We start from the raw sequence: 12,362 nt of genomic DNA, 5'->3' as shown, positions 1-12,362 counted from the left end.
GAACCGACAAACTCGCCATCGCCTACCAGGCCGCACTCCACCTCGCCGCCATCCTGATCTGGACACGGCACTGACCAAGGAGACAGAACCTAGGTGTATTGATCACGAGCGTTGTTAACGGTGCCAGGTCTTGATCATGGCGAAGACCTCCGGTGTGGTGGAGGTGTCTAGGCTTCACCGCACACGGAGGTCTTCGTGTCCCACCGTAATGCCCGTCTGACCATTCACGGCAGGCGGATCCTGGTCGAACGTGTCCTCGCGGGCCGACCCGTCGCGCATGTCGCCGCGGAGATGGGCATATCCCGTCCCACGGCCCACAAATGGGTGGTTGGCGGACCGAGGGTGATGCGGGGCTCGCCGACCGTTCCAGCCGGCCCCGCACGACCCCACACCGGACGTCCGCCGCTGTTGAGGCACGGGCCTGCCGGCTGCGGACCGACCGCAAACTCGGTCCGGCCCGGATCGGCCCGATCCTGGGCCTTCCCGCCTCGACCGTGCACCGGATCCTGGTCCGCCACGGCCTGAACCGCCTGGCCTGGCTCGACCGGCCCACCGGCGAGCCGATCCGCCGCTACGAGAAGGCCAGGCCCGGCGAACTGGTCCACGTCGACATCAAGAAACTCGGCACCATCCCAGACGGCGGCGGGTGGCGCACCGTCGGCAGGACGGCTGGTGACCGCAACCGTCAGGCCACCACGACCGAGCGCAGGAGCTGCAAGCCGGTGATCGGCTACAGCTACATCCACTCCGCCGTGGACGACCACTCCCGCCTGGCCTACAGCGAGGTCCTGACCGACGAACGCCAGCACACCGCCATCGGCTTCTGGCAGCGCGCGAACGCGTTCTTCCAGGCTCACGGCATCACCGTCGAACGCGTGCTGACCGACAACGGCTCCTGCTACAAGTCCAGGCTCTTCACCCAGAACCTCACCACGGCCGGCATCGTCCACAAGAAGATCCGGCCCTACCGGCCCCAGACCAACGGCAAGGTCGAACGCTTCAACCGCACCCTCCTCGATGAATGGGCCTATCTGAAGCCCTACACCTCAAACATGGAGCGGACACAAGCCCTGGCAGACTTCCTCCACACCTACAACCACCACCGCTGCCACACCGCACTCGGCGGCAAGCCACCTATCAGCCGCGTCAACAACGCTCCGGGTCAATACACCTAGGTCGTGTCCGAAACGTCATGGAGTCAAAGTCGGAGGCAGGCGAGGGTGACCATGGGCTTGGGTATCGGGCGGCCCGTTTGTCGTAGCGAGTGGCCAGGCCCCCGCCACTGCTTGAGCTTGTTGATGCACCGTTCGACGGTGTTCCGCTGTTTGTAGGTCTCGTGGTCGAGGGCCGGGTGGACGGCCGCCGAGCCGGCCGCGCCAGTGTCGTCATCCTCGCCGGGCGCGGGCCGGTGGCCGAACGGTCCGTCCTGCCCAGGTCGGGTTGGATTTGCTCGCGGCAGCCCCCGCTGTCCCTTGCCAACAAACCTGCTTCTCACATTCGTCCTTTCCGGTGGTGCGGGGGAAAACTCTCTGGCCTTTGTCGACAGGCCCGCGGCTTCACCCTGCTGGAGGAGTCGCCGTAACCCACGCGGTGGCCGTACGACGGGAGACTCCGGTGCCCGAGAACACGTCGACGAACTGTGCGCAGCTGACCCCGGCGCAGGTACAGCTCGCGTTCGACTACGTGCTGGCGGTCGACGCCGGCGATGTCGATGCCGTGGACCGGGTCGCGGTCGAAGTCCGGGCGACCCGACCAGTCACCGGCGAACGCTGAACTGGACACCCGCGATGAGCAGGGGTTCTTCGGGCGAAGCCGGGGTGGGACAGCCCTGTGATGCCGACGTCGGAGACAGGCGCCAGGAGGCCGGGGGTCTCGGCGAGTGGCGACCCCGTCATGGCTACCATCCACGCTGCTGCCCTGGAGCTATTCAGGGCGGAATACATTAATTACCGGATTTGAAGATTTCAAGCCTAACTTTTGCTAATATAGTTACTTTGAGACATTTGATCAGTATGTGGCTTGTTGGGTTGGTTACTCCCATGTAAGGTGATGAAGTGTCAGTCGGAAAACATTTTTCGACTGCGCAAATCGAAAGGCGTACCCCATGCGCATCATGCGCACCACCGCCATTCCCCGGACCATCCTGATCGCTGCGGTCGCTGTCGTCGGTCTGGCCGCGACCCCCTCGCTCGCTTCCGCTTCGGCCCAGGCCCGGACGGGCAGTGCCCAGAACCTCGCCAACTACAGCCTCCTCGGCCTCCCCGGCGCCAATGGCGCCAACGGCGTCGGGACCAACGGCGGCGTCGGTGGCTTCGGCGGCGTCGGTGGTGCCGCCGGCTTCAACGGCAATGGCGGCAGTGGCGGCGCCGGCGGGAACGGTGACGGCAGTGCAAGCACCGGAGGTGCCGGAGGGGCCGGAGGAGCCGGCGGTGCCAGCGGCAACGGCGGCAGCGGGGGCGCCGGCGGCGGTGCAACCCTCGGCGGCACAGGAGGCAAGGGCGGAGTAGGGGGCGCCGGCAACGCCGGTGCCGGCATCGCCGGTGGCAAGGGCGGCAACGGCGGCGCCTCCAAGGCCGGCGGCGGCCACACGGGCGGGGCCGGCGGCGCCGGCGGCGCGGCCAGCCAGGTGTGCCCGGGCAAGCCCGGCGGCAACGGCACCGCCGCCACGTTCACCGCGGACGGCACCGCCGGCGTCACCGGAGCTGCCGGCAAGACCACGCTCCCCTGCTGAACGGACCACCAGGTGAGGGCCCAGGTCCGTGCCCCGACCCCATTGGGCCGGGGCACGGACCTGAGTGCGACAAGGTGATGTGCGGATTACGCAGACAGTGCAGGCGTTAGAGGTCGTTCCCTCCCGTGTTTCATCCCGTGTTTCATCCCGGGATCAGCTGTTCGTCATGGTTTTCGGGTCGTGCCAGAGATGGTGTTCCCGCGGTGAGGCGGCGGGCCATGAGGTCGGTCATCGCGAGGTTGACCAGAGCTTCGGAGCGGGTGGACAGGGTTACGTAGTCGCGGGACAGGTGCCGGTGGAGCAGCAGCCAGCCGCAGGTCCGCTCGACCGCCCACCGCTTCGGGATCGGGGTGAATCCCCTGGTACCGGGCTTGCGGGTGGCGATTTCCAAGTTGATGCCGAGGGTGGCGGCATGTTCGACGAGGTGCTGGCGGTAGCCGCCGTCGACCCACACCCTGCGGATGTCGGGGCGCTCGGCGGCGATCTGGCCCGGGAGGCGAGTGCCGGCGTGGAATCTTGCACGCTAGCCGCGGTGACCAGCACGGCGAGGAGGAGTCTGAGCCTGATGTCCTGCCCAACAGCTGCTCGGCGACGGCCAGGTCGCTTTCGAGAGCCACGACGCGCTCCAGCCGGGCCCGCTCGCGGGCGGTTCGGCCGATGTGCGCGCCCGGTAGCCGTCGGGGGCGGCCGCGGTGAGCACGCCGGAGGTCAGCTGGCCGGTGGCCGGATCGCTGCCGGGGGTGTCGACGGGGATGGCGTGCACGAGTTGCCGACCCGGTCGGGGTCGATGGCCGGGTCCGGTTCGACGTGCAACACGGAGGCCAGGCTGGTTCCGGCAGCGGGGTGGCGGGCGGGGGTGAGGGTGAGGTCGCCGGCCACCGCACGGCCGTCGGGGTGACCAAGGCGTCGAGAGGCGGAACGGCGACGATGTCGCAGAGCGAGTCGATGCCCCGGGTGTCGCTGCGGCCTTCTTCGAGGGCGCGGCGGCGGGCGGCGGCGACGTCGAACAGGGCGCGGCCGCCGATGTCATGTCTCACGCAGGGCAACTGCTGCGTCCGAGGATCTGGGTGTGCCAGGATCACCGGCATGGCTGAGCGAGAGATGACAGACGCCGAACACGCTGCGCAATACGGGCAGCTGTCGGTCGTCTCCACCTCCAGCGACGGCATCCACGTGGTGACCCTGGCAGGAGAGTCGACCACCACACCGGCGACACACTCCGTCAGGCCCTTGACGCCTCCGACGTGCCCCAGCCCCGCATCGTCGTCGACCTGAGCCAGGTCACGTTCATGGACTCCAGCGGCATCAACATCTTGATCGCCGCCTACCGCGCCCTCGGCGAGGCCGGCGGCTGGCTGCGCCTGGTCTCATCGACCGAATCCGTGATGCGCACCCTGCAGGTCGTCGGCGTCGACGCCGTCATCGACTGTCGCGAAACCCTCCACGACGCCCTCAGCAACTGACGTCGCCGGGCTCTTGTGCGACGACCAGCGCTCCCGCCGCTCATGTGACGACTCGTTGGCAGGCCCCGTCATGGTGACGACTCTGCCCCAGTGCGTGCCTGCTGGCGACGTTGCTGGCGGGCCGCACAGAGGGCAACACGCTGTTCGGGTTGGACGTGGACAACGAAACCGGAGTTATGACGGATCCGTAGCAGTCACCGGGTGCTTGGTGGATCGGTGCCACCAGTGGCGGCGCCGGGGATGCACTGCGCGGCCCAACCGGAGGCCGATCAGCAGGTAACCCAGAAGAGCACCTGTGGTGTTGAGCAGAACGTCATCGATGTCGAAGGTACGCCCGATGATGAGGGCGCCTTGGACGAGTTCCACGAGGAGCATCACGAGAGCGGTGACCACCGCTACCCGGACCAGCCCTCGCGTTCGGGGCACCAGCACCGGCAGCAGCACACCGAACGGCATGCCCATCACGATATTGCCGCCGAGCTGCTTGACCGTGTCAAGGGACGCGGGCTGGGCGAGATAGGAACGGATGGAGTCACCAGGGCGCAGATTGCTGTGCGTCAACGGCACGGATGCCGCCGACGGTTCCAGCGTCAGCCGGGCCAGCACCACTGCGAATCCCACCATCGCCGCGAAGGCCAGCAGCATGGCCAGTACCCGGCCGAGCACAGACAGGGGAGGTTTTCCGGGAACCCGGTCCCCGGGTTCCGTCGCGGTCTTGTCACGTAGGGCCATCCGGGCCATTAGGAGCTCCTAGCCACATTGGTTTGCTTGAACGTTCCGATACCCGCGTCGTGAAGCGGCAGGCGCTACGCGGGGTCCATTCCGGTCCGAAGATGTCCGTGCGGAGGCAGTTGGGTGAGCATGCGGCGCAGCAGCGCGTCGTCAGGCTCCTCAGCGACTGGGGCGGGCACTGGTCGCCGACGGATCGGTTGAGTGTGTCATGCCCTCAGCCTTTTCCAACCTCACGACTGCCGACGCGGGTCTCCTGTGACATGCGGCGTGATGCGACGGCAGCGGTTGTCACTGGCACTGGCTACGGTGCCTGGCGTACTGGTCGTCGCTTTGTCTGGGGGGATGCCTGTTCGGGAGGGAATCGAGTGGATGGCCGATCGGGGAGGGTTGGGCAGCTTATGCCCTGTTGGTCACCGACGGCGGAGTTTTGCCAGTTCGGAGTTGAATTGGGCGCCAGTGAGGAGGGCCAGGTTGGACAGCCACAGCCACACCAGGAAGACGATGATGCCGGCGAGCGATCCGTACAGCCGGTTGTAAGTGCCGACGTGCGAGACGTAGAGGGCGAAGCTCGCGGAGGCGACGAGCCACAGGGCCACGGCCAAAGCGTCTCCCAGAAGCCTCTGCCGCACCCCGCGTGTCCCGGCCGGGCCCGAGCGGAACAGCACCAGTACCAAGATGGCGACCAAGCACAGCAGGAGCGGCCATTTCAGCGCGCTCCATGCGGTGCCGGCCATGCTGCCCATGCCCACGAGCCGACCGACGGTGTGGGCCGCCTCGCCGGTCAGGATGAGCACCAGGGCACTGGAAACCAGAAGCATCAGCAGCACCAAGGCTGTCATCACCAGCCGTGGTGCCGTCCTCCACGCCGGGCGCAGGTCCTCGATGCCATGCATGACGTGCAGGGCTCGACGGAACACCCCGAGATAGCTGGAGGCGGACCACAGGGCGCCGATCGTGCCGAAGACGGCCAGCGTCCATGCGGCTGTGTGCTGCTCCGCCATGCCCTGCAACGTGCTCCGCATGACCGGGCGGGACTCGGCCGGTACGACGGCGATCACGTTACCGATCAGGTTGTCGGTCGTCGAGGCGCCGACGATTCCCAGCAGTGAGAGCGTGACGAGGAGCGTCGGGAAGAGCGCGAGCACCGCGTAATAGGTGAGTGCGGCAGCGAAGTCGGTCACGTTGTCGTTCCACACCGAGGCGGGGGTCCGCCGCAGAGCGGTGACGATGTGTTGCCAGCCCGGCAGGTCGCGCGCATACGTCGGGGGCAGCGGAAAGCGGTCGGCACCGCCCGGCTTGAGCGCAGGTGCGGGCGAGCTGCTCATCAGGCGGGCACCTCCCCCTCGGGCCATGTGCCGTCCTCCGGCTCTTGACGGCAGGATTCCCCGACGAGCCGTTCGTACGTCACCCCGGTCGGCACGCCCCTCCCATCGATGCGCGATCTGCCTGGAGATACCGGCGTACCCGCATCTGTTCGTGCCGCAGAACCTATCCGCTACTCCGCCGGACAGCCAACTCCCTCACCTTTTCAGGGCTTCGAGATCAACAGCTGGCGGCTTTGGCGCGCTTATCTCGGCGGCGCGGCTAGAGCGTGTCTCTTTGGTGGGCTCATCAGTTGATCGGATGATCACTGATGCGATGTGGGACCGGCTGGAGCCGCTGATGCCGGCCGATCCGGTTCGCGGACGCCGGTGGGCCGACCACCGCCGTGCGCTTGAGGCCATCGCGTGGAAGTACCGCATCAACTCGCCCTGGCGGGACCTCCTCGGCGAGCTCGGTTCGCTCCCGACCGCCTGATCAGGTGGGCCGTCGACAGCACATGGGAGAAGATCCTCGGCGCCGTCCTCGCGGCAGCGGACGCCGTCGACGACATCGGCTGGACCGTGTCGGTCGACCCCACCGTCGTTAGGGCCCACCAGTACGCCGCCGCAGCACTCGACAGGGGGCCGAAGACCGCAGCGAGCCGGCCGACCACGTGCTCGGACCCTCCCGCGGCGGGCTGAGCACCAAGATCCACCTGGGGCCAGACGGCCATGCGGGCCCCCTGCCTATCGCCGTCACAGCAGGTCAGGTCGGTGACGCGCCCGCGCTCGAGACGGTCATGGCCCGCATCCGGGTGCCGAGAACCGGCCCCGGCCGACCTCGCACCCGCCCCACCACGTTCCTGGCCGACCGCGCCTACTCATCCCGCGTGATCCGCGCCCATCTGCGCCGCCGGCAGATCCGCGCGGTCATCCCACAGCCGTCGGACCAGATCGGCCACCGTCTGCGGCGCGGCCACCAAGGCGGGCGCCCGCCCTGCTCCGAACCCCCGTCGGGCGGTCAGCTCAGGGCATCGCCCCAGCCGCTCTGGACCATCGTCTGGAAGGCCCAGGTTCCCCCTCGCCGTACGAGGATGTCGGCGTACCGCAATTGCCGCTTCTCCTCGCCGGCAGTCATGGTCGAGTCGGTGAACACCACGGCCATCGACGGGCTCAGGAAGACCGGGGTGCGGGTCGACTCGAAGGAGACCGTCTCGTCGCCTCCTTCGTTCATGACCCTTCCTCCTCGGGACTAGTGAGCGAGGGGACGAGGGTGAGGCGCGCACGCTGGTCGCCTACGATCTGGACACAGGCAAGGAGTTGTGGAAGGCGCCGGCGTCGGACCCGATTCAGTACTTTCCGCTGAGGGAAACCGGCAGTGAGCGACTACTGGTGTACGTCACCGAGGCCACGAAGAAGCCGAAGCTGGTGGAGTTCGATCCCAAGAACGGTGCGATGACGACAGTCGCCGAATATCCGAAGAGGTGGACAAGAACCTGGGTGTCGGCGCGTGGCCGTTCTGGAACAAGGGCACTATCTACGTCTCCACAGTCGACCAAGTAGCAGGAGAGCCGTCCAACGGCGAGGCCGGCTGTGAGCCGGCCTCGCCGCGAAGCGCTGGGCCGACTTCTCAGCCGGCCTGGAGGATCCGAAAGCGGTCGGGTTCCGCCGGGTCCCGATCAACGACTTGGATTGCGGTCCAAGCCCATTGCCAAACGCTGATGCCCGGCGTGCGGGAGAACCGGATCGGTCCGCGGGTGCCCTCGACCGCTACGCGCGGCCATGACTCGGCGATGGCCGCCCGGTCCGTCCCGTGGGAACGCAGCACGTCGGCGAGGACGGCGACGGTGTCCCAGCCCTCGAAGGCGACGAAGGAGGGCGCTTCGCCCAGCCGCTCGCGGAGCTCCTTCCCGACGCGTTCGCCGAGCGGGCCGAGGCGCTCGGGCAGGTAGCGCAGGAACGGGATCCCGGCGCCGTCCTCGCCCAGCACCGCGGCCCATTCGGCGAACTCCGGTTGTCCGGCCGGAGCGCCGATCAGGATCTCCGCGAGCCGCCGGTCGCCCCGAACAGCCCTGACGATCGGCACCGCTGGCTCCGGATGGCCGACCAGCAGGAGGAGCGCCGTCGCAGCGTGGTCGACGAGCGCGTCGCACAGGGCCTCGGGGGTGAGTGCGTTCGTGTCGAGTTCGATGACGGTGCCGCCGCGGGAAGCGAGGTGGTCCCGCAGGATGCGGGTCCCGGACGCCCAGTAGACGCTCGGCTGGGTCGCCACGGCGATCCGACGCCGGCCCGCGCCGAGGAGGAAGTCCGCGTAGATCCGCCAGCCGTGGGTCTGGGCCGGGGCCAGGCGCGCGACCCACTGCGTCGGCTTCTCGGTGAGCGCGTCGAGCACTCCGGACGAGCAGAGGAACGGCACGCCGAGGGCGTCGGCCCGGGCGGCGGCGGCTCGGGCGACGACGCTGTGGTACTCGCCCGCCACGGCAGCCACGCCCAGGGCGGCCAGTTCGTCCACGGCCGCCGCAGCCCTCTCCGGGTCGGCCGCGGTGTCCCGGACCACCAACTCCAGTGGTCTGCCGGCGATCCCGCCGGCGTCGTTGACCTCGCGGACGGCCAGGTCGAGTCCTGCGAGCAGGTGTCGACCCGCCTCGACCCAGCCGGGCCGCGTCAGCGGGACGAGAGCGCCCAGACGGACGGACGACTCCGCTCCGGACGGTGATGGTGGTGTGTTCATCGGGTGGCCTCTCCCCTGGGACGATGCGGTCACAATCCGCCCGGATCGCGCACCGGCCGGGGCCAACGGTTCTCGTTCATCACGTCTCGCCGCGGCGGGCACGCCCGGGTGATCACGCCGGTCATTGGATCCACCACCATCGCCAATGGGCAACCGATTATTGGCCCGCCGACCTGCCAAGCTTCATCGGCATCGGCACCAACGAGGGCCTGCACCTCAGAAGGTCGCTTCTGAGACATGCCTTACTGATCGTTTCAGAATGAGTTCGCCGCAGGGGGTTGGCGGTCAGGCATGGCGACGGCAGAGTGTTGCGGGTGTCGGATGATCTTGTGCCTGATGACCTGTGGGAACGTATCGCTCCGCTGCTGCCGCCTCGACCGCCGCGGCGGCATCGGTATCCCGTCTGCCCGCGGATGATCGCGCGGCCCTGCGGGGCATCGTTTACGTGCTTGGCAAGAACGTGAGCTGGAGCGAGGGGTCGCGGCTGGACCTTGAGGCTGGCCTAGGCTGCTGGCCATGAATTCGGCCATGACCAGCGGTGTGACCACTGCGCCCGCCATCCTTGACGCCATGGAGCTGACTTCCGATCCGGAGCTGGAGGTCCGGTTCGCGGAGTCGGCCCACCAGATCCTGGCGGACCTGGTCAGTGGAGGCGCCGCGCTGGGCTGGGTCGAACCACCCTCGCGGGATGAGGTGGCGGAACTTCTCGGCGACGTCGTCTCTGCGGTGCAGGCCGGGGATGCGGGCCTGCGTGCCGCTTACCTCGACCGTCGGCTTGTCGGGTTGGGGTACTGGCTCCGCTACGCCCGACCGACCCATCGGCCACACGCCGATCTGGAGAAGATCGCGGTAGATGCTGCTGCCCATGGTCGTGGCGTCGGTCGGGCGCTGACCGCTGCCTTGATCGCTGACGCCCGGGAGGCGGGTATCGAGGTCCTCACCCTGGACGCCCGTGGCGACAACACCAATGCCCTGCACCTCTACCAGTCGCTGGGCTTCACCGAATACGGCCGTCTCACCGACTTCGTCGCCGTCGGCGAACACCGCTACGACAAGGTCTTCTACATGCTGGACTTCCGCCAACAAGGCTGACCGCTGCCACTTACGAAGGCCCGGCGGCGACCCGCTGACGCTTCGCGATCTTTCATACGAGATGATCACGATATACGTGGTGGGCATGGACTGTGCGAGGTTGAGCCGGTCGGGAAGAAGCGGTCTGGGGGCCGTCCGGCAGCGGTGGACAAGACGTTTCGAGCCTTCCACCCGCACCAGGCCCTGTTACTGCCGCCGTCGCTGGACGACTGGCTGCCCGAGCCACCTCGCCCGGTTCGTCGACGAGGTGCTCGACCTCTCGCCGGTGCTGGCGGGCTACACCCACAAGCGCGGCTACCCACCCCGCGATCCCCGGCTGATGGTGTGGATGCTGATCTACGGCTACACCACCGGCGTCCGCTCCTCGCGGGCGATCGAGCGCAAGTGCACCGACGACGTCGCGTTCGGTTCCTGGCCGCCGACCAGCCCCGGCCTTCCGCTCGATCTCACGGTTCCGCCGCCACCTGAACGCGGTCGCCGACCTGTTCACCCGGTCGCTGCACCTCACGCAAAAGCTCGGCATGGCCAAGATGGGCGCGTCGCCCTGGACGGCACGATACTTCAGGCCAACGCCTCCAAGGACAAGGCGATGAGCTACGGCCGCCTGGTCGACAAGGAAGAGCGGATCGAGGCCGAGACAGCAGCCAGTTGGACTTCGTGCGGCCGTTGCTGCCCCGGACGTCGATGGGGCGGCAACGGCTGGACGACCGGACGATGCTCAACGGGATCGTGTGGAAGTTCCGGGCCGGGGTGGCCCGGCGCGATGTGCCCGAGCGGTACGGATCCTGGGCGACGCTGCACACCCGCTTCCGTCGCTGGGCGGTGGACGGCACGTTCGACCGGATGCTGCAGACCGCGCAGGCCCGGGCGGACGCGGCCGGGGACATCGACTGGCTGGTGTCGGTCGACTCCAGCATCGTTCGGGCCCACCAACACGCGGCCGGCGCCCGAAAAGGGGGCACCGCTACCCGGCGCTCGGACGCTCCAGAGGCGGGCTGACCAGCAAGATTCATCTGGCCTGCGACGGCCTGGGCCGCCCCCTGGCTTTCGTGGTCACGGGCGGCAATACCAACGACTGCACCCAGTTCACCGCCGTGATGGAGGCGATACGGGTACCCCGCCTGGGGGCGGCCGCGGGTACGGCCCGGCCATGTCATCGGCGACAAGGGCTACAGCTCCGAGGCGATCCGCACCTGGCTGCGGCGCCGGAACACCCCGCACACCATTCCGGAGAGGGGCGACCAGGTCGGCAACCGGGCCCGGCGTGGCAGCCAGGGCGGCCGCCCGCCGGCCTTCGACAAGCAGGTCTACAAGCGGCGCAACGTCGTGGAACGGTGCTTCAATCGCCTGAAGCAGTGGCGCGGGATCGCCACCCGGTACGACAAGACCGCCGAGTCCTACCAAGCAGCCGTCACACTCGCCTCGCTCCTGATGTGGGCGTGACACTTTTACGACAACTCCTAGCTCATCCGGTCGACACCCTCGCAGAGCTTGCTGGCAGAGGCGATCTCCGTCAGGTAGCCGCGCAGTGCGGCCACTCGACGCTCAGCCTCGTCCATCAATGCGCAAGCGATCCCGGCCCAGTCGTCAGGCTGGGGATCAGGGGACAGGTCGGCGAGCAGTTCCGCGATCTCACGAACGGTCAAGCCGACACCCTGGGCCAACTTGGCCACCTTGATCCGACACGCCGCCGATTGATCAAAAACTCGGTGGTTGACGCTGGTTCGTCCCGCCTGGATCACGCCGTACCGCTCGTAGAAGCGCACTGCCGAAGTGGCAACCCCTGACTCCCGAGCGACGTCGCCAACGGTCAAACCAGCATCGGGTGGACCAACGGTTGGCGGCGCATCGGTCGGATTCCTGGTGTCTGCCATGTCGTCACTCTCCCACCACCAAGGCCTTGCCTTCAACAAATGTTCAACACCCAGAGTGGAAGCATGAACGATCAGCAGAACCAAGGCCGAGCGATGCGTCCGACGGACGTTGTCGCTCACCATGACGATGCCAAAGCCCGAATTGACAGCTGGTGGCGGTTGCCCACCGCGGCAGAGGCGGACAAAGCCGCTCGCGGCGCACTGGAGGTGATGCCCTGGTCTGATGGGCTGATTCAGTTCTCGGTGCTTCACTCACCGACAGAACCGACGCTGTTCCTCCAATCGCTGTGGACCACCGCCACCGCACGCGACCACTACGTTCACCACGTCGCGTCGATCCCCAGCGCGGCGATCGACGACCGGGTCCCCGATATCGAGCGGGATCGGTCGCTGACCGAGATTGTCGCTGTGGTTGCGCACGTCGACACGGTCGCCGAG

At 67.8% G+C, this 12,362-nt stretch carries 11 protein-coding genes and 9 pseudogenes; 11 read left to right on the top strand and 9 right to left on the bottom strand.

Translation table 11 applies throughout. The annotated features are described in order from the left end of the window. Positions 1–195: 195 nt before the first annotated feature. A pseudogene (locus AB0H53_RS28710) lies at positions 196–1,175 on the top strand (IS481 family transposase). 55 nt (positions 1,176–1,230) lie between these two features. On the opposite strand, the pseudogene AB0H53_RS28705 reads toward AB0H53_RS28710, so the two are convergent. Continuing rightward, positions 1,231–1,376, bottom strand: a pseudogene (locus tag AB0H53_RS28705) (IS5/IS1182 family transposase); the annotation flags it as partial. A gap of 238 nt (positions 1,377–1,614) precedes the next feature. Between AB0H53_RS28705 and AB0H53_RS28700 the strand changes: the two are divergent. Both AB0H53_RS28700 and AB0H53_RS28695 read left to right on the top strand, forming a co-directional pair. Next, positions 1,615–1,773, top strand: coding sequence for a hypothetical protein (locus AB0H53_RS28700; protein ID WP_362119455.1), 159 nt, complete (start codon positions 1,615–1,617; stop codon positions 1,771–1,773). 331 nt (positions 1,774–2,104) lie between these two features. Beyond that, positions 2,105–2,731, top strand: a complete 627-nt coding sequence (locus AB0H53_RS28695) for a hypothetical protein (RefSeq protein WP_362119452.1) — start codon at positions 2,105–2,107, stop codon at positions 2,729–2,731. A gap of 142 nt (positions 2,732–2,873) precedes the next feature. On the opposite strand, the pseudogene AB0H53_RS28690 reads toward AB0H53_RS28695, so the two are convergent. Next, a pseudogene (locus AB0H53_RS28690) lies at positions 2,874–3,328 on the bottom strand (transposase); the annotation flags it as partial. A gap of 305 nt (positions 3,329–3,633) precedes the next feature. Next, positions 3,634–3,759: pseudogene (locus tag AB0H53_RS28685) on the bottom strand (pyridine nucleotide-disulfide oxidoreductase); the annotation flags it as partial. Between the two features lie 216 nt (positions 3,760–3,975). Here AB0H53_RS28685 and AB0H53_RS28680 point away from each other — a divergent pair. Next, positions 3,976–4,194 carry an STAS domain-containing protein gene (locus AB0H53_RS28680; RefSeq protein WP_362119449.1) on the top strand — a complete coding sequence of 73 codons (219 nt, stop codon included), beginning with the start codon at positions 3,976–3,978 and terminating at the stop codon, positions 4,192–4,194. Between the two features lie 174 nt (positions 4,195–4,368). Here AB0H53_RS28680 and AB0H53_RS28675 read toward each other — a convergent pair whose 3' ends face one another. Together AB0H53_RS28675 and AB0H53_RS28670 are read right to left on the bottom strand one after the other, a co-directional pair. Beyond that, complete coding sequence (locus AB0H53_RS28675) at positions 4,369–4,926, bottom strand: VanZ family protein (RefSeq protein ID WP_362119446.1); 558 nt, start codon at positions 4,924–4,926, stop codon at positions 4,369–4,371. Between the two features lie 410 nt (positions 4,927–5,336). After that, positions 5,337–6,251 (bottom strand): YihY/virulence factor BrkB family protein, encoded by a 915-nt coding sequence (locus AB0H53_RS28670; protein WP_362119443.1) that lies wholly within the window; start codon positions 6,249–6,251, stop codon positions 5,337–5,339. Positions 6,252–6,549: 298 nt separating this feature from the next. On the opposite strand from AB0H53_RS28670, the pseudogene AB0H53_RS28665 reads away from it, so the two are divergent. Then, positions 6,550–7,225, top strand: a pseudogene (locus AB0H53_RS28665) (IS5 family transposase); the annotation flags it as partial. A gap of 23 nt (positions 7,226–7,248) precedes the next feature. Here AB0H53_RS28665 and AB0H53_RS28660 read toward each other — a convergent pair. Beyond that, positions 7,249–7,464: pseudogene (locus tag AB0H53_RS28660) on the bottom strand (nuclear transport factor 2 family protein); the annotation flags it as partial. A 50-nt stretch (positions 7,465–7,514) separates the two neighbouring features. Here AB0H53_RS28660 and AB0H53_RS28655 point away from each other — a divergent pair. After that, positions 7,515–7,790, top strand: a complete 276-nt coding sequence (locus tag AB0H53_RS28655) for a hypothetical protein (RefSeq protein ID WP_362119458.1) — start codon at positions 7,515–7,517, stop codon at positions 7,788–7,790. Positions 7,791–7,857: 67 nt separating this feature from the next. Here the strand turns inward: AB0H53_RS28655 and AB0H53_RS28650 are convergent, their stop codons facing one another. After that, positions 7,858–8,958, bottom strand: coding sequence for an ABC transporter substrate-binding protein (locus AB0H53_RS28650; protein ID WP_362119440.1), 1,101 nt, complete (start codon positions 8,956–8,958; stop codon positions 7,858–7,860). A 29-nt stretch (positions 8,959–8,987) separates the two neighbouring features. After that, on the bottom strand, positions 8,988–9,197 hold the full coding sequence (locus AB0H53_RS28645) for a hypothetical protein (protein ID WP_362119438.1): 210 nt from the start codon (positions 9,195–9,197) through the stop codon (positions 8,988–8,990). A 39-nt stretch (positions 9,198–9,236) separates the two neighbouring features. Here AB0H53_RS28645 and AB0H53_RS28640 point away from each other — a divergent pair. The 4 genes and pseudogenes from AB0H53_RS28640 to AB0H53_RS28625 all read left to right on the top strand — a co-directional run. Beyond that, positions 9,237–9,409 (top strand): annotated as a pseudogene (locus AB0H53_RS28640) (IS5/IS1182 family transposase); the annotation flags it as partial. 65 nt (positions 9,410–9,474) lie between these two features. Further along, entirely contained in the window at positions 9,475–10,050 is a 576-nt protein-coding gene (locus AB0H53_RS28635; RefSeq protein ID WP_362119436.1) for an N-acetyltransferase, read from the top strand. Between the two features lie 90 nt (positions 10,051–10,140). Next, positions 10,141–10,696 (top strand): annotated as a pseudogene (locus AB0H53_RS28630) (transposase); the annotation flags it as partial. A 2-nt stretch (positions 10,697–10,698) separates the two neighbouring features. Continuing rightward, a pseudogene (locus tag AB0H53_RS28625) lies at positions 10,699–11,493 on the top strand (IS5 family transposase). A gap of 17 nt (positions 11,494–11,510) precedes the next feature. Here the strand turns inward: AB0H53_RS28625 and AB0H53_RS28620 are convergent. Further along, on the bottom strand, positions 11,511–11,924 hold the full coding sequence (locus tag AB0H53_RS28620) for a MerR family transcriptional regulator (protein ID WP_362119433.1): 414 nt from the start codon (positions 11,922–11,924) through the stop codon (positions 11,511–11,513). A 63-nt stretch (positions 11,925–11,987) separates the two neighbouring features. Here AB0H53_RS28620 and AB0H53_RS28615 point away from each other — a divergent pair. Further along, positions 11,988–12,362 (top strand): hypothetical protein (locus AB0H53_RS28615; protein WP_362119430.1); only part of this gene is annotated, 375 nt, incomplete at its 3' end.

The sequence above is a fragment of the Streptomyces sp. NPDC050856 genome (assembly GCF_040653855.1).
Lineage (GTDB): Bacteria > Actinomycetota > Actinomycetes > Streptomycetales > Streptomycetaceae > Streptomyces.
The sequence above is the reverse complement of the archived record's forward strand: the minus strand, read 5'-3'. Positions and strand labels throughout refer to the sequence as shown.